Consider the following 20,628-nt stretch of genomic DNA (forward strand, 5'->3'; position numbering starts at 1 on the left):
CCCTCGGTCAGGGTCTTGGTAACGCTACCAAGACCCTGCACCTCGACTCTATGCCTCATGCATCCCGTAGCGCTGGAACGATGAGCGCTTGGGCAAGCGATAGTGCGGTCGGCCGAGCAACTGGTTGGCAATCGTCGCATTGCGAATGGCCGCAATCCCCAGGTCCGGCGAACCAACGCCATGCTGGAAGATCTCCGCGTTCTGCACAAAGATACGGCCCGTGCCGCCATCGCAGCGGCGCGCCGTGAAATCCTCCTGGACGATACAGTCGCCGTATTCATCGGTTTCAAGCACGGCGCCCTTGAGCCTCTCAAACCACTGCGGCCAGGCATGCCCGTACCCCGTCGCCGCCACAATGGCATCAGCTTCAAGTGTGCTGGTCTGGTCCAGTTCACGGTGCCGGTAGGCGATTCGCAGCGTGCCGTCGATATCCTCCACGGTCTCGACCTCACAGTTGGAAAGCAACGTCAGGCCTGGATCAGCGCCGCCAATCGAACGTTCGTAGATCAGGTCGTAGATATCGGCGATGGTCGAAAAACTGATGCCCTTGTACAGCAATCCTTGCCCCGCAACGATGTCGCGGCGGCGCTCCCTCGGAATGCTATGGAAGTACTCCATGTAGGACGGTGTGAAACATTCCTGCCCCAATTTCGAATACTCCATGGGATGGAAGCCCGGTGAGCGCGTGATCCAGCGAATCGACGCACCCGCCGCGATACGCTCGGGCGTCAGCTCGTTGAACAATGCCAACACGCATTCCGCCGCACTTTGGCCGGAACCAATGACCGTGACCCGTTGGCATTTCGACAACTGTTCCTGGCGCTTGCCGAACTCCGCTGAATGCATGACCGGCGCAGTGCTCTTGACCTGTGCCCACTGAGGTAGCAGCGGCACAGTGCCGACGCCAATCGCCAGGTCCCGACTGTAGTAATGACGCTTGAAGCCTGACACTGACTGGCTTTCAATCAGGAATCGGTCAGCGCGGGTGTCATACGTCACATCACAGATGTCCTCGCCGAAATGGCAGGCTGGCAGCTGCTGAGACGCCCAGCGACAGTAATGGTCGTACTCGCGGCGAGGCACCTGAAAGTTCTCGTAGTAATAGAACGGGTACAGGCGATCGTGCTGATGCAGGTAGTTCAGATAACTCAGTTGATGCGTGGGGTCCGCCATCGTCACCAGGTCCGCCAGAAACGGAACCTGGAGCGTTGTGCCGGGCAACAGAAGCCCTTCGTGCCAGCGAAACTCCGCTTTGCGGTCCAGGAAAACACCGGTCACGCCAGGATGCCTGGACAGTAATGCGGCCAACCCCAGATTAAAGGGGCCTATGCCAACGCCGGCAATATCAACATTGGGTATATCCATCATCCGATCCATCTCCCTAAGCACTGCTGTTTGGGTAGCAGTGGCACGCCCTCAGGCGCGCCACTGCGCTCATATCAAAATCCATTACCGGCTCACGAACCCTCGGCCATGAGCAGGCGTTCAACGTCTTGTGCATTGCGGCAGCGCAGGAGCTGCCCAGGTGAAAGCACCACCGAGAAATCCTCCTGAACCCGTGCCGAGATCGCCTTCAAATGCTGGGGACGTAACCCCAGGCTGATGAAGTCCACTGCGTCATTCGCCCCGTCCGCCAGCGGTCGCCCCAGTACGTTCAAGTAGATATCCAGTACCTTGTTGCGTGGGGTCGACTGGTTCATCACGACGGGTTCGGCTGCGTCATTTGCCGGAGCGGTCAGCAGGCTGCGGGCCCGCTGGCGATCAGGCTTGCCGTTTTGCGACAGCGGTAATTCGTCCACCTTCAGGAACCGCGTGGGCACATGGGAGTGCGGCAGGTGCTGGCGGGCGTAGTTGCGTAACTCGGACGCGGTCAGCTCTGCCCCGCCTTGCTGGCTGACATACAGCGCACCGATGCAGACTTCGCCTTGGCGCTGCTCGCCATAATCCACGACCAGCACGTGCCTGACTGACGAATGATTGATCAGCTCTATCTCGATATCCGGAAGCGATACCCGCACACCGCGAACTTTCACATAGCCATTTATCCGACTGTCGAAGATCAAGGTACCGTCGCGGCGGTAGCGCCCGCAGTCGCCGGTGCGGAAGGCCCGAACGGCTTGGCCATGCTCATCACTGACCGTCACGAATTCGCTTTGTGTCAGCTCGCCGTTTTCGAGGTACCCCAGCGCGAGATTGACGCCAGCCGTGTGAATTCGGCCAACAACGCCCGCCGGGCAATGCTCGCCTTGTGAGCCAAGGACGAAGTAGCTGTTACCGGGCAGCGGCCTTCCATAGGGGATCAGCGCACGGTCATCCGCCACGATGTCGTGCCAGATACTCCAGATGGTGGTCTCCGTCGGCCCGCCCAGGGAAATCAACCGAGCCGACGGCAGCAGCGCGCGCAACTCGGCAATTACAGCCGGCTTGATGTAATCGCCGCCCTGGGCAATCAGGCGCAGGCTCTTCAGGTCACGGGTGGTGCGGCAAGAAAGGAGCATCTCCAGAATGGCGGGCACCGAACACCACAACGTCACTTGATGCCGGGCAATCAACTGGTTCCAGCGCACCGCATCCTTTTCCTCACCCACACCCGGCAGCACCAGTGTCGCCCCCGCCGTCAGGCATCCCAAGACGTCGAACACCGACATGTCATGGTGCAGCGGGGTTACGGACATGAACACATCACGCTCGGTCACGGCCCAGTGCTCAAGGGTACTGCCGATGACGTTGGCAGTGGCTCGGTTGCTCAGGACCACACATTTTGGCTTGCCGGTGGTGCCCGAGGTATAGAGGTAATAGGCCGGGGCGTCGCTTAACGACAGGTCATCCAGCGCGGGCGGAACCTGGGCTCGCACAGCCAACAGCTCAGCCGGTGTTGCCGCGGGATATTCGACAGACTCATGCTGGGCAATCACTGCCAGATCGGGCCGGCAGTTTTCCAGCAGGTAATGCAACCGCTCGGCTGGCGCTGAAGCGTCGATGGGGATCCAGATCACGCCGGTCAGCGCACAGGCCAATGTCACCATCGTGTGCTCCGGGCTGCGCGGCAGGCAGATGGCGACGACTTGCCCACGAGACAACCCGCGCGCTTTCAATGCAGCGATGATGCGGCACACGCCGTCGCCAAGATCGGCATAGCTGATTTGCCGATCACCACTGACGAGGGCAATTCTGGCGTTGGTACGATCAAAGATATTGTTCGCGATCCGGCCGAGAAAGCTTTCGCGGCACGCATCAGCGACCTGGCCATTGAGCCGGTAGTGACTTTTTTCGATAATCGCCGGGGCCTCAATGGCAAAAATACCGCTTGCCGTGACCTGGCTGATCGCCTTTTCGATTGCGCTCAAGATGTCGCTGACCACCGCCGGATCCAGCACTGCACGCGCATAGTCGATATCGAACACCAACTCGCCATCTGCGTTGGCCGAGAAGCGAATATCCATCGCCACCTGTGGCGTCTGGGTCAGCCCGCCACACAGGCTCATGGCACTGTCCGCTGCCGAGACCGGCCAGGAAAAACCGTTGGTGATCACCACAGGAAGTACAGGACCCGGACCGTGAGCCTCGAACAGCAATCGAGCCAAGTCCACACCTGAAAAGGTCAGGTGCTGCAGCCCTTCCAGCACATCCACTTGCAGTTTGGCGGCACGCTCGGCAAAGCCATCCGGATCGGCGCTCCAATTGACCGCGATAAAGCTTGAGCGATTGGCAAAGGCACCGCTCGTTTGTGGGGCAACCGGCACCGCGACACACAAACCACCCTCATCCAGCCAGTGCGACAACACTTCCAGCACCAGCGCCATCAACGTGGTGTTCTTGAACAGCCGCTGCCGTGCGCCCAGCTTGCAGAACGCACCGAACGGCGCTTTGGGCACCCGCAGGCTCTGTCGCTCATAGCGGGAAGCGCCCACCTGATCCAGCGGGGTGATCCACGGCAGCCGCGGCGCGCCGCTGACCGCAGCGAGTTTGGTCTTCCAATAGGCGGAATCTGTCTTGCGTTGACTGACGACGTCTTCTGGCTCGGATGCAACCTGCGCGACCGGCTCCTCGTCAGTTGCACCGTCGAACAGCTCGACCATGAGGGTGGCGATCGATCGTCCATCGAGGATCAACGCATCAAGGCGTACAAAGACACTCAATTGACCTTCAGGAAGCCGGAAGACCGTGACATTCCAGGGCGAACGATCCAGCTCGAACAACGCGTGCGCATAGGCCTCGCGGCGCTCCTCAACGTAGCTGAGCGCCGCTTCTGGCGACAGGGCCGTGAGGTCGACTTCCTCGAGGTTTATCTGCACCTCATCGCTGACAAACTGCACGAGTTTCTGCGCATCGATCCGCGTTCTCAGGCTTTCGTGGCGTTGGACCATCTCGACCAAGCGACTTCGCAGCAGAACAGGATCCATAGCGCCGCGGTACTCGCGAAACTCCTGCATCGCCACGCCACCCAACGGCATCTGCGCGCTGCGTCCAAGCAAATAAGCCTGCTGGAGAGCGGTCAGTGGCTTCTCGACAACCGCGGGTTGAGAAAGCGGCTGGTCCAGGACAGCGGAGCAAGCAGCCACCTCGTGCACCAGCGCCACGAAACGGTCGAAAAAGTCCGATACCCAGGCTTGCGGCAGCGCATCCAGACGGATATCCCAATTGATCAAGATACCGCCGTCGGCGCAGGCAATCTGCGCGTCGAGCGCAACCTGAGGCCCCTGGGAAATCACCCAGTTCATTGGACCCAGTACACGCCGCACGCGCTCAGAAAGAAGGTCTCCTCCCGGCATATCCAACGCGGCGGTAAATACCACAGGAGCCAGCTGTGGCGACCGATGATGGCGGGACAGGTCGCGCATCAGGTTCACCCCGGGATAGGCACAATGTTCGAGCAAATCGACCATCTTGCCTGCCAGTTGCGTGCACAACTTGGCTGGGCTCTGGGCCGCCTCGATATCCACATCGAGTATCAGCACGTTGGCAAAATCGCCGACGATTCGCTCAACCTCACCCACGAGCGGCGGTCGCCAGAACGTGGGGACATTGAGGCGAAATCGCCTGTCTCCCGTTTGCGCACCGAGGGCTGCTGCAAACAACCCCATCATCAGGGTGGACAGGGTCATTCTGCGTTCACGAGCAAGGCGTTGTAACACCCGCCGCTCCTCTGGGCCAAGCCATGTGCTTAATCGGTCGCTGTGCGCCTGGTCTGGCTGGACCTCAAGAAAAGGCAACGTCGGCGCCGGCGCAATTTCAGCCAACCGCTCACGCCACCAGAGACGATCCCGATCGCGGGCCGTTTTGAGCGCGGTATCGGTGCGTGCTTTGTCATACCAGTCGAAGAAAGACGGTGTGTGTGGGAGCGGCCCGTCGGGGTCCTCATAAAACCGTGCGAGGTCTTCCATCAACGTACGGAAACTCGAAGGATCGATGGCAATCATGTCCGTATCGACATGCAGGCGGAACCCACCATTGGCCAGCAGGCTCACACAAAAACGTGCACCGGGCCCCTGGCACAGATCAAGCTGCTGATGAGTCCATTCCTCACGCTTGCAGAGCAGGCGCTTCGTCACTTCCGGCTCAGCCATCAAGCGTAAATCTTCGACCTCCAACGACGGTGACTGGTCCATTGAAGCAATGGATTGCAGCCCTTCTGCAGTCAGCCTGACCCGCAGCATTGGATGCAGCAGACATACCCGTTCAAGTGCCTTGCGAAGCCGCTCGAGATCAATGGAATGGCCATCGAACTCGGCATACAGATGAGCCGAAACTCTCCCTAAAGACGCATGAGCAGTGCGCCCGATCCAACAGGCGGCTTGCATTGAAGTTAACTCTCTCATGGCTCACTCATGTGATTGACAAATCTAAATGATTAGCGTCCCCTATTAGAAACGATAATGATTATATTTCAAGATTTAATTTTTTGATCCTTAGGCCACGGAGGCTTTCCCCAAAATGAGAACGGGCACCCTAAGAACGAACGAGATAGGTGAGGTGCAAGTCGTTGATGAAAAACAGAGTTTTTCATTCACATCCGGCGACCGCGAATTAGCAGTCACTGGGATGCTGCAGAGAATCGAAACACCTGCTATAGGCGGCGATGATGCCAATAGCCTGTTCCAGAAAACGGTTGCGCAAGCCCTTGATCGAGCGCGCAAAGCCGGCCAAAGCAACCCGATCATCGTCGGCGCCATCCCTTTCGATCCCGCCGAAGCCTCTTGCCTCTACATCCCCGAACACGCGCAGTGGCGAGCACGAAATCCCCTCGCACAAACCGGCTTGACAACACTGCCGGATCTGATCGAACAGAAAAACATCCCGGACGAGCAAGCCTTCAAGCGAGCGGTGGAACACGCCATCGTCAACTTCCGCCACAGCGACGTGCGCAAGGCTGTACTCTCTGTGCAGCGAGAATTGGTGTTTGCCCAGGACGTGGATGTGGGCGCCATGCAGCACAACCTGCGGGCGCAGAACCCGAGCGGCTATCACTTCCGTGTGCCAATGCCCGATGGCGCCACGCTGATCGGTGTCAGCCCCGAATTGCTGGTTCGCAAGGAAGGCCTGAGCTTTCTGTCTAACCCACTGGCAGGCTCGGCCAAGCGCATGGCCGACCCGCAAGCCGACCGGCGCAATGCAGACTGGCTGTCAGCGTCGGAAAAAGATCACTACGAACACGGTTTCGTGACACAAGACATCGTCAGTCAACTCGGGGAACTGTGCACGCAGTTGAATGTGCCGCAACGCCCTTCCCTCATCAGCACGCCCGCACTCTGGCACCTCTCCACCCGCATTGAGGGCACGCTGGCAGACCCGACCGTCTCAGCCTTGCAGCTTGCCTGTCGCCTGCACCCCACGCCCGCCGTCTGTGGTTTCCCCACCGAGCGCGCCAAACGCCTGATCCGTTTCGTCGAACCCTTCGAACGCGGCCTGTTCACCGGCATGGTGGGTTGGTGCGATGCCCAGGGCAATGGCGAATGGGTCGTGACGATTCGCTGCGGCACCGTCAAGCGCAACAGCGTTCGTCTGTTCGCCGGTGCCGGCATCGTCGAGGCCTCAAGTCCCGACTCCGAATGGACAGAGGTCCAGACCAAACTCGGCACCATGCTGCGCGCATGCGGATTGGCCCACTAACTCGAACTTTCTCACTCGTGAATACTATGACTATTGAATTTAACCACTGGCCCCTGGACAGAGCACAACGCTATCGGGACAAAGGCTACTGGATCGACCAACCGCTCACACAGATCCTCCAGGTACGCAGCCAGTCACAACCCCACGCGCCAGCGATTATTTGCGCTGACCGCCGCTTCAGCTATGCCGAGCTGGACCAGTTGTCCTCCAACCTGGCCTCGCGACTGGCGGCCAGCGGGCTTGGCAAGGGCGACACCGCCTTGGTGCAATTGCCCAATATCGCGGAGTTTTACATTGTCCTCTTCGCCCTGCTCAAGGCCGGGATCGCCCCCCTCAATGCGCTCTACAGCCATCGAAAACTCGAGCTCAAGAGCTACGCCAAACAAATCGAACCAAGGCTGCTGATTGCCTCCCGCGAGCATGAAGTCTTTCGTAGCGACAGCTATATCGCCGACTTCAAGGAGGTCGGCTCAAGTCCCAAAATCACCTTGCTGCTGGGCGAGCAACGTCCCGAAAACAACCTCGCTGACTGGATCAAAACCCCAAGCGAGAACCGCGTAAACTTCTCCCCCACCGAACCCGGCGAAGTGGCGTTGTTCCAACTCTCGGGCGGTAGCACGGGCACCCCCAAACTCATCCCGCGCACCCATAACGACTATCACTACAACGCCCGGGCGAGCGCTGAAATATGCGAGCTCACACCACAGACGCGCTTTCTGTGCGCCCTGCCTGCCGCCCATAATTTCTTGCTCAGTTCCCCCGGCGCCCTCGGCGTCCTGTATGCAGGCGGCTGCATCGTCATGGCTCCCAGCCCGGAGCCCCTGACCTGTTTTTCGATCATCCAGCGCCAAGAGGTCAATACCGTGGCCCTGGTGCCAAGTGCAGTCGCCTTGTGGTTGCAGGCAGCACCGGAGCATAAAGAACAACTGCAATCACTGGCGTTCCTCCAAGTCGGTGGCGCCTGTTTTGCCGACTCGCTGGCGCGCCAGGTTCCCGGTGTGCTCGGCTGCAAGCTGCAGCAGGTATTCGGCATGGCCGAAGGCCTGATCAACTACACCCGAGTGGACGACTCCGACGAGCAGATTTTTACCACCCAGGGCCGTCCGATCAGCCCTGGCGACGAAATCAAAATTGTCGACGAACAAGGTCTCCCCGTCCCGGACGGTGAGCCTGGCATGCTCGCCACGCGCGGCCCCTACACCTTTTGCGGGTACTACCGAAGCCCCGAGCAAAATGCCCAGGCGTTCGATGATGAGGGTTACTACTATTCCGGTGACCTCGTCCAACTCATGCCAACCGGCGATTTGCGTGTAGTCGGCAGGGTCAAGGACCAGATCAACCGCGGCGGTGAAAAAGTCGCCTCGGAGGAAATCGAAAACCTCATCGTCCTCCACCCGGACGTGACTCACGCCGGCCTGGTGGCCATGCCCGACGACAGGCTGGGAGAAAAGAGCTGCGCCTTCGTTGTCTCGCGCAACCCCAACCTGAAACCGCCCGCGCTGAGACGCCACTTGATGGAACTCGGCATCGCCGAATACAAACTGCCCGATCGCATCCGGCTCATCGAAACCATGCCGCTGACGGCCGTGGGCAAGATCGACAAGAAGCATCTGCGTCAGCTTCTGGCGGCGGAAACCACCCGTGCCTGGTTGCAAACTCGCGTGCTGCAGCTCGTCGAGGACTGCGAAGACCTGGACCCCGAGGAAAACCTGATTTTCTACGGTCTCGACTCCTTGCAAGTGATGAGACTCGCCGCAGAACTCAAGGAGCGTGGCATCGCCGTCAGCTTCGAAGAACTGGCGGACTCGCCCACGCTCGCCAGTTGGTGGTCGCTGGTAGACACGAGGCAGAAAGCCGCCTGACCGGGCGGCTGCGCCAAGTCGATTTAAAAGGAGTTAGAAATGACTTTATCCACTGCCGACCAAGGCAGGCTTGAGAGCTTCTGGCAGCACTGCGTGACGAATCAGTACTTCAACATTGGCTACCCCGAATCAGCAGACTTTGATTATTCCCAACTGCATCGCTTCTTGCAGTTTTCGATCAACAACTGCGGGGACTGGAACGAGTACAGCAACTACCTGCTGAACTCGTTCGACTTTGAAAAAGACGTCATGATGTACTTCGCCGAGTTGTTCAGCATTGCCCCAGAAGACAGCTGGGGCTACGTCACCAATGGGGGCACGGAGGGCAACATGTTCGGCTGCTACCTGGGGCGTGAACTGTTCCCGGATGGCACCCTGTATTACTCCAAAGACACCCATTACTCGGTGGCGAAAATCGTCAAATTGCTGCGGATCAAATGCCGTGCGGTCGAGTCATTGCCCAACGGAGAAATCGACTACGACGACCTGATGGCGAAAATAACCGCCGACCAGGAACGTCACCCCATCATCTTCGCCAACATCGGCACCACAATGTGTGGGGCCGTCGACAATATCGCCACCATCCAACAGCGCCTGCAGCAGGCAGGCATTGCCCGTCACGACTATTACCTGCACGCCGATGCGGCGCTGAGCGGGATGATCCTGCCCTTCGTCGATCACCCGCAGCCCTTCTCGTTTGCTGACGGTATCGACTCGATCTGCGTCTCCGGCCACAAGATGATCGGCTCGCCCATTCCTTGCGGAATCGTTGTGGCCAAACGCAAGAACGTCGCGCGCATCTCGGTGGAAGTTGACTATATCCGGGCCCATGACAAGACCATCAGCGGCTCACGCAACGGTCACACCCCACTGATGATGTGGGCAGCGCTGCGCAGCCACTCGTTGGCTGATTGGCGCCACCGGATCAAGCACAGCCTGGACACGGCGCAGTACGCCGTCGACCGATTCCAGGCTTCGGGCATTGATGCCTGGCGCAATAAAAACTCCATCACCGTGGTGTTCCCGTGCCCGTCAGAGCGGATCACGACGAAATACTGCCTGGCCACTTCAGGCAATACCGCACACCTGATCACCACACCTCATCATCACGACAACAGCATGATCGACGCCTTGATCGATGAGGTGGTTGCCGAAGCTCAGCTGGAGGCCTGGCGATCCAAGCGAGCACCCGCCCAACAAGCAGCCGACGAGCGACTGCCGACCGCGTCATTCAACATGCGCACTCACTATTGATAGAGACATACACATGCCGCCACTGAAAGCGCCTGAAGCCTGCGAGAACCTCAACGACATTCGGGCGGGCATCGACTTTTTCGATCGCCAGATTCTCGAATCACTGCAAAAACGCTTGCGTTACGTGAAAGCCGCCGCGCAATTCAAAGCCAACGAACAAGAGATTCCAGCACCCGAACGGGTCGCGGCCATGCTTGAAGAGCGGCGTGAATGGGCGGTAGAGGCCGGGTTTGACGTGGCCTTCGTCGAGAAGCTCTACGAGCAGATTATTCACTGGAATATTCAGCAGCAGATTCTGCATTGGCGGGCCGCCCATTCGGAGCAGCCCCAGGCGTAAATGCTCGACTCGACTGAGCCGATAAGAGCAACAGAAAGCCTGCGTTGATGCAGGCTTTTTAATTGTCGGACTCCACGCCCAGGGAATGGGACCGATCAGCGGCTACCACTGAAAGCGCAAGACTTCCAGCCGAAAAGCCGGATAATGGCGGCCAAATCGTTTAGCTCGTTATTCTGGTAATCGCGCATGGAAATCAAGGTCAACTTTCTCGACAATCTTCGACTTGAAGCCAAGTTCGATGACTTCACAGTGGTGGCCGATCAGCCTATCCGCTACAAGGGCGATGGCTCGGCACCGGGCCCGTTCGATTACTTTCTGGCTTCATCGGCCCTGTGCGCGGCTTACTTCGTGAAGTTGTACTGCGACACTCGCAATATTCCCACCGAAAACATCCGCCTGTCGCAGAACAACATTGTTGACCCGGAAAACCGCTACAACCAGATTTTCAAGATTCAGGTCGAATTGCCGGCCGATATTTCCGCCAAGGACCGCCAGGGCATTTTGCGTTCCATCGACCGTTGCACCGTGAAAAAGGTGGTGCAAACCGGGCCCGAGTTTGTAATTGAAGAAGTGGAAAACCTGGATGCCGATGCCCAGGCGTTGCTGATGCCGAATCTGGCTTCGGACGCGGGCACCTACATTGCAGGCAAGGACCTGCCGCTGGAACAAACCATCGCCAACATGTCGGCCATTCTGGCGGGCCTGGGCATGAAGATTGAAATCGCTTCGTGGCGCAATATCGTGCCCAACGTGTGGTCGCTGCACATCCGCGATGCGCACTCGCCCATGTGCTTTACCAATGGCAAGGGCGCAACCAAGGAAGGCGCACTGGCGTCGGCGTTGGGCGAGTTTATCGAGCGCCTGAACTGTAATTTCTTCTACAACGATCAGTTCTGGGGCGAAGAGATCGCCAACGCGGCGTTTGTGCATTACCCGAACGAGCGCTGGTTCCAGCCGGGCCCTAAAGATGAGCTGCCGCCGGAAATTCTCGACGAATACTGCCTGCATATTTACAACCGCGATGGCGAGCTACGTGGCTCCCATCTGTACGACACCAACTCCGGCAATATCGAGCGCGGCATCTGTTCGCTGCCGTATGTGCGCCAGTCGGATGGCGAGCCAGTGTATTTCCCTTCCAACCTGATCGAAAACCTGTTCCTCAGCAATGGCATGAGCGCTGGCAACACCCTGGCCGAAGCTCAGGTGCAATGCCTGTCGGAAATCTTCGAGCGCGCGGTGAAACGCGAAATCCTGGAAGGTGAAATGGCACTCCCGGATGTGCCGCAGGAAGTGCTGGCGAAATACCCCGGCATCCTGGCGGGCATTCAGGCCTTGGAAGAACAGGGTTTCCCGGTGCTGGTGAAGGATGCATCCCTGGGCGGCGAGTTCCCGGTGATGTGCGTTACCTTGATGAACCCACGTACCGGCGGCGTGTTTGCCTCGTTCGGGGCGCACCCCAGCCTCGAAGTCGCCGTGGAGCGCAGCCTGACGGAACTGCTGCAGGGCCGCAGTTTCGAAGGCCTGAACGATTTACCGCAACCGACCTTTGAAGGCCATGCGGTGACTGAACCGAATAACTTTGTCGAACACTTCATCGACTCCAGCGGTGTGGTGTCGTGGCGCTTCTTCAGTGCCAAATCCGATTACGAATTTGTCGAGTGGGACTTCTCAGGCCAAGGTGAAAACTCCAATGCCGAAGAAGCCGCGACCTTGTTCGGCATTCTCGAAAACATGGGCAAAGAAGCGTACATGGCGGTGTATGAACACCTAGGCGCACCCGCCTGCCGCATCCTGGTGCCGGACTACTCGGAAATCTATCCGCTGGACGATCTGATCTGGGACAACACCAACAAAGCACTGTTTTTCCGTGAAGACATCTTGAATCTTCACAGCCTGAGCAACGCCGAGCTCAAAGCACTGGTCAAGCGCCTGGAAGACAGCGAGCTGGACGACTACACCGATATCACCACCTTGATCGGCATCGAATTCGACGACAACACCGCCTGGGGTCAGTTGACGATCCTGGAGCTGAAACTGCTGATTTATCTCGCCTTGAAGAACGTCGAAGAGGCAAAAGAACGGGTGGAAATGTTCCTGCAGTACAACGACAACACGGTGGAACGCGGGTTGTTCTACCAGGCCGTGAACGTGGTGCTGGAAATGCAACTGGACGAAGACCTGGAACTGGCCGACTACGAGGTCAACTTCCGCCGGATGTTCGGCAACGAGCGAATGGACGCCGCGATAGGTTCAGTGGACGGCAACGTGCGCTTCTTCGGTTTGACGCCGACGAGCATGAAGCTTGAAGGACTCGACCGACATCTGCGGCTGATTGATAGCTATAAAAAGCTGCATATGATGCGGGCTAGTGTGGCGGGGTAATCCAGTTAATAGCGTTAGCAAAAAAGCACCTAAGGTGCTTTTTTTGTTTTTGGTGTCTGTCGAATCGTTTTGGTGACCTGCTGAAACCGATACATCCTCATTTCGTTTAAAAAATCATGTTTGGTTTGGACTGTTTTCTCCAGAAAAAGATGCCAGTAAGCACCTCCATACAGCCAAGACTTTTCAGCGGTTTCAGTAAGCTTTCTCTGCCAACGCTTTAGGACCTTTCCAGCGGTTTCTGTAGTGAGTTTTTGCACGTGTCTTTCTATGCTTTGAACGCGAGCAGCAAGGCACTACCCCATGGGCGCCAATAGACGCCTACCCCCCATAAGAAGCATCACTTCTACATCGCTCGCAGACCTGAAAACTGACGGAGGTGTGAAATGAACTGCCCAGCAACAATCCAAGCAGCCCGTGAACAGTTGCTCACTACTGCTCACTCTTTCCACAATTTCGAGTACCGACCCGAAAACAAATACCTCTTGCAGGTGCTTCCCGGAAATCCAGCAATCGAAGCGCTGAACTCATCCAGCTGTCTTTTGGCTTCAGTCACCAGTTTTCTTGACCGTCTGATCGATGGCGATACGGACGCCAATGAAATTTACGCAGTCCGATTTATGGTCGAAGCCACGAAAGCCTTAATAGATTCGACAACCAAGAGCGTCGAGTTCGGCAATCTCCATGGCGGTGCTCAATGATCCGCATGCCCAAAGCCGAACGGCTTATGTATGTCGCCCAAGGCTTGAATGCCCTCACTGAGGTACTGATCAGCGACTTGATCCTCGAAGACAGTTCACAGGCGCCTGGCGCTATCCGCAACGGACACCTGGAGGGTTATCTACGCGCCATGCAGTGCCTCGGCCTTGAGCTGGAGGACGCTGTCACGGATGCCTGGGAGAACGCGGACAACCCCACCTACATATGCGAAGCGGACCATAAGCGGGCCAAGGAGGAGGCTTTGGGGATATCTGCCACCGTTTCGGTCCTCACTTGGGGGCATGAGCCGGTCACCTGGCGAACGGTTCAGGAGCCAGACCAATGAATAGCCCACTCAACAAAATCATCTCAATTACCGAAGAGTCTCTGAGCGCGCTGGAGTATGCACACCTGGCGCTCAAGTCTGCCGAAGCCACTTTCAAAGTGCTGAAGGGGTTCGTTGACGAGCATTCAGACACTTTTCATATGGCCCGGATGGGCGAACTGTTCTGCATGGACCAAGCTGGGGGCATTGATTGCATGCGCGAGGATTATGATCGTCAGTTCGTAGAGGTACTTTGCGCAGGCCGAAATGGAGACGTTCATTCATGAGCCGAGCAGCAACGCTTCCGGATCGCCTGGAGTGCCAACTAATAACCATCAATGAACTGGCCAAGGTGCTTACGAACAACACCGCACATAAAGGATGCGCCGATCCCGCACAAATCGACCTCTTGGGCGAGGATGCCATTTACTCGGCAATCACATTCCTCAGCGAAATGGCTCACAACGATCTCTGTGATTTGTTGAATGCCCTGGAGGGGGTCCCATGAAAACGCTATCAATCAACGCGCTCCTTCCCGTCATGTTGCAAGAGTTCTCAGCGCTAGCCGTTAACCCCAAGGCGGTACCTACCGAAGAACAGATCGTCAGGCTTACAACCCTCAAAATGGGCGCCGCGAACTCTGCGCTTGCCGCTGAATTGGGAATCAGTGCCATAGGCGCGGCGATTGGTATCTGTGCTGATGAACTGGGTGAGTTGCACATAGGCAACCTCGGCTGGCTCCTGGAAATGTTGGGGGACTTATCCGGCAGCGCACGACACATTGAGCATGAGGCAATCCACTACCTGCGAATGGCGAAAGCCGACCAATAGGCAGAGGAGCCTTATCCAGTTAAGTGATGGCGTGGCTCTGGCCTTCACAACCTCATGCCAATCACGCTGTGTGCCTGGATGGCTGAGGTCAAATCCAAAGCAAAAAAAAGCCTGCATCTCTGCAGGCTTTTTCACTATCTGGCTCCACGACCTGGACTCGAATAGACAAATAAGTACCTGTTTTATAAAAACATTGTTCTGACCTCAAAAATATTTATCCCTACTATTATCCTAATTAAGCCCGGATTTTATACAAACTCTTTGGATCCCCATGAGCACGGCAATCCGAACTGGTGAGTTGTGACAGGAAACCAATCGGCCAGAAGAACAGTTGAGATTTACCCCCATAAGAACAATTGTTCAATTTGTGCTCGGTTTCAGCATCGACGGACATGGCGACTGGGTCAGGACCACTCCGCGGGTTCCCTTCGACCACAATGCTGAGCTGAAAATGCCGCTGCCATAGTGTATGGCCCCGACGAGTGACGAAGCAGAACCCGCTCTGTGGGGAAAGAAGGCCAACGTGCCCGCCACGGAATTGGCGACGATAAGCCCATTCATGGATATGTAGAAAAATATGGGGATGACCAAGCCCCAAATTTTTGGCGTTGATGTCGAATCGACCCAATGGCCGATGCCACACTGACCTAACCCCAATCGGCAAAAATCCAGCACTGATAATGGTTCACAAGGTAGGAGCCTGGGTCAGTAAAATTTCGGTAACTGGGTCAATCCTGCGCTGGCGATAACATCGCTTCCAGCAACCCCGACGTTGCGATTGCGATTTCAACCCAGTGAAGGTCAGTTTCATTCCGCAAGGTGTATTGCACAGACGCTTACCTCTTGCTGGCAATCCCCTCTTTGATGCGTGCGACTCGTTGTGGGCGCCAACACCGAAGTGACCCAGGCAGCGAGCATTACAACGCCCAGAATCCCAGTCGACCAAGGCTGGCCGCCAGCCTGAGGCGTGATGTCTGCCAGCGGCTGAGGGTTTGAATATGCTCTTGCTCAGCACCGGAATACGCGGTCAAGGCATTGAGCAACTCGATCATGCTGCCCACCCCTGAGTGATAACGGCCCTGGACAACCTCCAGCGACTGGCGCGATTGATCGACCAACTCGCTGGTGCGCTGCAGACTTTGGGTCTCAACATTCAACGTCTGGTAGCTGGCCCACAGGTCTAGCGCGACCTCTTGCTCGACCTCAGCCAGTTCTGCTCGGCCCGCGTCTACACGGGCTTGTGCTTGGCGGATCTGGTAGGTCCGGCCAAAACCGTCAAAGATCGGGATGCTCAACTGCAAACCAATACTGCGGTCCCGCTCACGCTCATCGCCATTGAATATCTTCGATTGCTGGCTACGGGCGTACGTCAGGTCGGCGGTCAGTGCCAGGCTCGGAAGGTTGGCAGCGCGTCGCTCATCAACGGCCGCCTGAGCGGCTCTGAGCCTAGCGTGTGCGGCGAGTACTGCCGGGTGATCCTGACGCGCCTGGGTCAACAACTCATCGACCGCCTGCAGGAACTGAGTGTCCGGCAGTGGAGTGAGGTCACCCGCCAACTTCAGAGGCGTTTGGGGTGATAGCCCCATGCGCAAGGCAATCACGCCCAAGGCGTTATGCAATGCTCCACGGTCGCGGATCTGGCGCAAATTAGCCTGGGAAAACGCTGTTTGCGCCTGCAAGCGATCAGAAAGTGCAGCCGCACCGGCTTTGTATTTGGCATCCGCTGCTTCCAGATTGCGAGCCGCCAATTCGGTGATCTGCACCGAGGCGGCCAAGCTGCGCTGAGCTGACAAGGCATCGTAATAAGCCTGCGCTGCCTCAACAAAAGTACGCTGCAACATGGCGTCCTGGGTAGCGTTGGCAGCCACCAGCAACTGGCGGGCATTGCGCAAGGCGGCCCCGCGTCGACCGAAGTCCACCAACACCCAACTGAGCTCAAGACTGGCGCTGTTGCGCCGCCGGTGCCCTTCACCAGAACGCAAGGCCGGCTCATCGTAGTCAACCCGACCATTGCCGCGACTACTGCTAACCCGCCCATCCAGGCGCGGCAGATACGCCGACTGGCTGAGCCCAACCTGGGCAGCCTGAGCCTTGGCGTTGGCCCAACTGAGACGCGTCTGTGGGTCGTGGCACAGAATCCGTTCGACCACTTGCATTAACGGTAAACGTTCAGGTAACTGGCCAAAACTACACGACAGCTCGCCACGTGCATCGTCATACACCGCTTGCCGGGAAACGTTGCGTGCAGTGTCAAAAACGTCTGGCTCAAAGGCCCATGCAGAACGTGAACAACACAGCAAAACCATCATCAAAACCGAGGATAATCGCTTCATACCTGACCCTGTTTCATCTCTGGCGAAGTGTTCGCGGTATGTGCGCTATTCGTTGGTCCGTCAGCATCGTCATGCATCACCCTACCGGCCAGAATCCGGATGACACGGTCCGCAGACGCAATGGTTTCAGGGCGGTGGGCAACCATGATGCGCGTAATTCGCAACCCCTGAATGGCCTGATTCACGCGCTGTTCACACGCGACATCCAAGTGACTAGTGGCCTCGTCCAGGAAGAGTATTCGCGGTTTCTTATACAGTGCCCTGGCCAGCAGCACGCGCTGCTTTTGCCCCCCGGAGAGCACCGTGCCCATGTCTCCCACCAAAGTGTTGTAACCCATCGGCATGGCTTGGATATCACTGTGAATAGACGCGATCCGGGCACATTCGATCAACCAGGACTGATCCACGTTGAGGTCGAAGAAACTGATGTTATCGCGCAAAGATCCCGCAAACAGCACATCGTCCTGAGTCACAGTACCTACCAGTTGCCGCAAACCATCCAGGCCCAGTTGCGCCATTTCGATACCGGCGATACGAATCTGCCCCCGAGTGGCCGGCAGGATACCGAGCATGACGTTCATCAGCGTGCTTTTGCCGCAACCGGACGGACCAACGATAGCCACCGACTCACCCGCAGCAATGTGCAGGTCGAGGTTGTCCAGCACCCAGGGCTCCTGCTCGGCATAGCGGTAGTGCAGTCCCTGGATTTCAATGCTCGCATCACAATCTATGAGTGTCTGCAGGTCGACACTGGAAACGGTTGTTTCCGGTGGGTGCAGAACAATATCTGCCAGCCGTTCGCCCTGCAGTTGCAACATACGCAGCTCGAAAAACTTGTCTATCAAGTTACCTACTCGGGTATCAAACTGCGTTTTATAGGCGATAAACGCGATCAACAGCCCGACGCTGAACTGGCCATCCATCACCATGCTTGCGCCAAACCAGATCACCAACAGGCTCTCAATGCCAAACAGCAACCCATTTAATTGTTGATAGAGCAACCGCAGCTTTTGCGTGCGCAATCCAGCGTTGATCTGCTCCACCAACAAGCCAAGCCAGGCTGAACGACGCTCTTCCTGGCGCTGAAACAGTTTCAAGGGGCGAATGCCACGCACTGTTTCCAGAAAATGGCTTTGCTGGCGTGCGGCATGGATGATTTGCTCTTCGGTCGCATTGCGCAGCGGTCGATACCAAAGGCAGCGTCCAACGGCATACAGCAGCATAGTGGCGATCGCGATAGCGGCCAGGGCTGGACTGTAGAGCAGCATCATTGCAAGGGTCGCGACGGACATAAGACCGTCGAGAATCGCCGATAGGAACGCCGCCGTCAGCGTTTGCTGAATAGTGTCTACGGCGCCGAAACGCGACACCACATCTCCCAAGTAGCGCTTCTCAAAGTATTGGCTGGGCAACCGTAACAAGTGGCTGAAGACATTCGCACGCCACTGCACGGAAAGCAGCGTACTCAAATGCATCATGACCCAGGCACGCACGCCGCTGACCGCTTGTTGCATCAACAATAACAAGGTAAAGCCCAGTACCAATGTACTGAGCAGATCGTGGTCGGCGCTGATAATGACGTTGTCGATCGTCCACTGAAGCAAGAACGGGGTGATCAGGGAAAAGACCTCGAGCGTCAGTGCCAGCAGCAGTACTTGCACCAACGAGCGGTACAACCCGCTAATGCGCCCCATCATGTTCAGGAGTTTGATTCTTGGTTTGTCTTCTTGCAGCTCGAAACCGCTGTCCGGCCACAGTTCCAGTGCGACGCCGGTGAAGCTTTGAGATAAACCTTCATAATTGATCCGGCGCAACCCACGCGCAGGATCATGTACAACCACGCCTTGCCGATCGACGGACTTGAGTACGACAAAGTGATTGAAGTTCCAGTGCAGGATACAAGGCAGCTTGAGCTGGCCGAGGCCGTCCACATCCAACGTGACAGCACGAGCCCCCAGTTGCAGTTGCTGAGCACTATTGATCAGTTGTTTGAGGGCAATACCTTTGAGGGAGACGCTGCAACGGCGGCGCAAATCCAGCATATCGACCCGATGCCCGTGGTATCCAGCAATCATCGCCAGGCAAGCCAGGCCGCATTCAGTCGCTTCGGTCTGCAATACCACGGGCAGACGACGCCCGGGACGCAAGGCTATGGCGTCAAGAAAAGTCATGGGAGGGGTTCCTAGAATTTGCCGGTGAGGCTGTAGAGAGGCTCCAGCACCCATTCATAAAGGCGGCGGCTTTCCTGCAGGATGTCGGCATCCAACAGCATTCCGCTTTGCAGCAACTGAGGCTTGCCATAGGCCATAACGGTCTGCTCGTCGAGTTGTACACGCAAGCGGTAGAGCTGTTCGCCGTTACGCGACAGCCCCGGCACCTCACCCGTCATAATGGCAAGATCCGCAGAGGGCACGGCAGTGCGCGATATGGACACCACTTGAGCGTGATATTGGCCAAACTTCTGATAGGGATAGGCCTGATAGCGGATCAGCACAGCGTCCCCCGGTTTGATAAACCCCACCGCTTTGCTCGGGGCGTAGAGCTCAGCCTGCAGTTGGGCGTCATGGGGCATGATGCTCAACAACGTACGCGACGGGTCCACTGTCTGGCCGACTTCCGTCAGAACTGCCGTTGCCACACCGTTTCCTGGAGCGGTGATCAATACCGTACGCTTGGCTTCACTCTCTGCCAGCTCTTGTTCGATACCCGACAGTTGCCGATGTATCGGCGCCAGTGCATTGGCTTGGCGTGTTTCAAGCCCCGCCAACTCGTTGTTGCGCTCGGTGAGTTGTTGGGTGATTGAACTACGCTCGCGATCCAGGCCCTGTAGGGCTTGACGCTGCCCCAACAGCTCGGCTTGCCGCTGCTGGAACTGGTCCATAGAGATATAGCCCTTTTGCATCAATCCCTGATAGCGATTCGACGCATCCCCCGCCAGCGCCACGCGCTCGCGCTGGCTGACCAATTGCGCAGCCAGGTTGGCTTGCTCATTACGCAGTGTGCTCACCTTACTGGTCAAACTGTCGCGCTCAGCCTGTTGCAGTTGCCGGGTTTTATCGAGTTCTTGCTCCAGTGACTCCCTGCGTTGCTTGAGCTGATAACTCACGCGTGCCTGCACCGGGTCGGCGCCGGCATCATAACGTTCACTGGAAATAGTCAGCAGAGGATCGCCCATGACAACGGACTGTCCTTCGACGACAAACTTTTGCAGCACCACTCCGGTTTGCGGCGTACGGACCTTTATCTGGCCATTGGCTGGAACCAGTTGGCCACTCACCGTGCTGCGCTTGGTGTAAGAGCCCCAGATAAAAAAGCTGCCTACCAAGACCAGCATTCCCAAGGCGAACGTGATGAGAAAAGTGAAGGATGTCGGCCGGATCAGCACAATCTCCCCCAGCCATTTGACGCGCTGCGCTTCAGACGCGGCCCTGCGAAATATCCTGTCGCCCACAAATCACTCCTGACACCCTGCACGCCCGATGCTTTGCTCAGCATCCG

General features: G+C 57.3%; 16 protein-coding genes. 10 read left to right on the forward strand and 6 right to left on the reverse strand.

The features are described 5' to 3' along the window. Positions 1 to 48 precede the first annotated feature (48 nt). Both basC and J7E41_RS14530 read right to left on the reverse strand, forming a co-directional pair. Positions 49 to 1,365: a putative histamine N-monooxygenase gene (basC, locus tag J7E41_RS14525; protein WP_285229503.1), complete on the reverse strand. Its 1,317-nt coding sequence runs from the start codon at positions 1,363 to 1,365 to the stop codon at positions 49 to 51. Between the two features lie 92 nt (positions 1,366 to 1,457). After that, positions 1,458 to 5,819 (reverse strand): amino acid adenylation domain-containing protein, encoded by a 4,362-nt coding sequence (locus tag J7E41_RS14530; protein ID WP_214993839.1) that lies wholly within the window; start codon positions 5,817 to 5,819, stop codon positions 1,458 to 1,460. Between the two features lie 115 nt (positions 5,820 to 5,934). Between J7E41_RS14530 and J7E41_RS14535 the strand changes: the two genes are divergently transcribed. The 5 genes from J7E41_RS14535 to J7E41_RS14555 all read left to right on the forward strand — a co-directional run bounded on the left by J7E41_RS14535 (position 5,935) and on the right by J7E41_RS14555 (position 12,945). Next, entirely contained in the window at positions 5,935 to 7,110 is a 1,176-nt protein-coding gene (locus J7E41_RS14535) for an isochorismate synthase (RefSeq protein ID WP_214993841.1), read from the forward strand. Positions 7,111 to 7,136: 26 nt separating this feature from the next. Further along, complete coding sequence (locus tag J7E41_RS14540; protein ID WP_214993843.1) at positions 7,137 to 8,972, forward strand: (2,3-dihydroxybenzoyl)adenylate synthase; 1,836 nt, start codon at positions 7,137 to 7,139, stop codon at positions 8,970 to 8,972. Between the two features lie 39 nt (positions 8,973 to 9,011). Further along, positions 9,012 to 10,226, forward strand: a complete 1,215-nt coding sequence (locus J7E41_RS14545; protein WP_214993846.1) for a histidine decarboxylase — start codon at positions 9,012 to 9,014, stop codon at positions 10,224 to 10,226. Between the two features lie 13 nt (positions 10,227 to 10,239). Further along, positions 10,240 to 10,563 carry an isochorismate lyase gene (locus J7E41_RS14550; RefSeq protein ID WP_214993849.1) on the forward strand — a complete coding sequence of 108 codons (324 nt, stop codon included), beginning with the start codon at positions 10,240 to 10,242 and terminating at the stop codon, positions 10,561 to 10,563. Positions 10,564 to 10,749: 186 nt separating this feature from the next. Next, positions 10,750 to 12,945 carry an OsmC domain/YcaO domain-containing protein gene (locus tag J7E41_RS14555; protein WP_214993851.1) on the forward strand — a complete coding sequence of 732 codons (2,196 nt, stop codon included), beginning with the start codon at positions 10,750 to 10,752 and terminating at the stop codon, positions 12,943 to 12,945. A 29-nt stretch (positions 12,946 to 12,974) separates the two neighbouring features. Here J7E41_RS14555 and J7E41_RS14560 read toward each other — a convergent pair whose 3' ends face one another. Then, entirely contained in the window at positions 12,975 to 13,202 is a 228-nt protein-coding gene (locus J7E41_RS14560; RefSeq protein ID WP_214993853.1) for a hypothetical protein, read from the reverse strand. Positions 13,203 to 13,328: 126 nt separating this feature from the next. Here J7E41_RS14560 and J7E41_RS14565 point away from each other — a divergent pair, with 126 nt between their 5' ends. The 5 genes from J7E41_RS14565 to J7E41_RS14585 are packed head-to-tail and all read left to right on the forward strand — an operon-like array spanning position 13,329 to position 14,797. Beyond that, a complete protein-coding gene (locus J7E41_RS14565) occupies positions 13,329 to 13,643 on the forward strand; it encodes a DUF3077 domain-containing protein (protein WP_214993856.1) in 315 nt (104 codons plus the stop codon). Further along, positions 13,640 to 13,987, forward strand: coding sequence for a hypothetical protein (locus tag J7E41_RS14570; protein ID WP_214993858.1), 348 nt, complete (start codon positions 13,640 to 13,642; stop codon positions 13,985 to 13,987). The genes J7E41_RS14565 and J7E41_RS14570 overlap by 4 nt, the downstream gene beginning before the upstream one ends. Next, positions 13,984 to 14,253 carry a hypothetical protein gene (locus J7E41_RS14575; protein ID WP_214993860.1) on the forward strand — a complete coding sequence of 90 codons (270 nt, stop codon included), beginning with the start codon at positions 13,984 to 13,986 and terminating at the stop codon, positions 14,251 to 14,253. The genes J7E41_RS14570 and J7E41_RS14575 overlap by 4 nt, the downstream gene beginning before the upstream one ends. Beyond that, entirely contained in the window at positions 14,250 to 14,474 is a 225-nt protein-coding gene (locus J7E41_RS14580; RefSeq protein ID WP_214993862.1) for a hypothetical protein, read from the forward strand. Before J7E41_RS14575 ends, J7E41_RS14580 begins: the two co-directional genes overlap by 4 nt. Further along, positions 14,471 to 14,797 (forward strand): hypothetical protein, encoded by a 327-nt coding sequence (locus J7E41_RS14585; protein ID WP_214993864.1) that lies wholly within the window; start codon positions 14,471 to 14,473, stop codon positions 14,795 to 14,797. Before J7E41_RS14580 ends, J7E41_RS14585 begins: the two co-directional genes overlap by 4 nt. Positions 14,798 to 15,714: 917 nt before the next feature. On the opposite strand, the gene J7E41_RS14590 is transcribed toward J7E41_RS14585, so the two are convergent. The 3 genes from J7E41_RS14590 to J7E41_RS14600 are packed head-to-tail and all read right to left on the reverse strand — an operon-like array spanning position 15,715 to position 20,569. Beyond that, the gene (locus tag J7E41_RS14590) at positions 15,715 to 17,130 is read right to left on the reverse strand and encodes a TolC family protein (RefSeq protein WP_214993866.1); all 1,416 of its coding nucleotides are present in this window, start codon (positions 17,128 to 17,130) and stop codon (positions 15,715 to 15,717) included. Beyond that, positions 17,127 to 19,301 (reverse strand): peptidase domain-containing ABC transporter, encoded by a 2,175-nt coding sequence (locus tag J7E41_RS14595; protein ID WP_214994193.1) that lies wholly within the window; start codon positions 19,299 to 19,301, stop codon positions 17,127 to 17,129. Before J7E41_RS14595 ends, J7E41_RS14590 begins: the two co-directional genes overlap by 4 nt. A gap of 11 nt (positions 19,302 to 19,312) precedes the next feature. After that, on the reverse strand, positions 19,313 to 20,569 hold the full coding sequence (locus J7E41_RS14600) for an HlyD family secretion protein (protein ID WP_214994195.1): 1,257 nt from the start codon (positions 20,567 to 20,569) through the stop codon (positions 19,313 to 19,315). Positions 20,570 to 20,628: the final 59 nt, after the last annotated feature.

Source organism: Pseudomonas fluorescens, from assembly GCF_018614655.1.
GTDB lineage: Bacteria > Pseudomonadota > Gammaproteobacteria > Pseudomonadales > Pseudomonadaceae > Aquipseudomonas > Aquipseudomonas fluorescens_BX.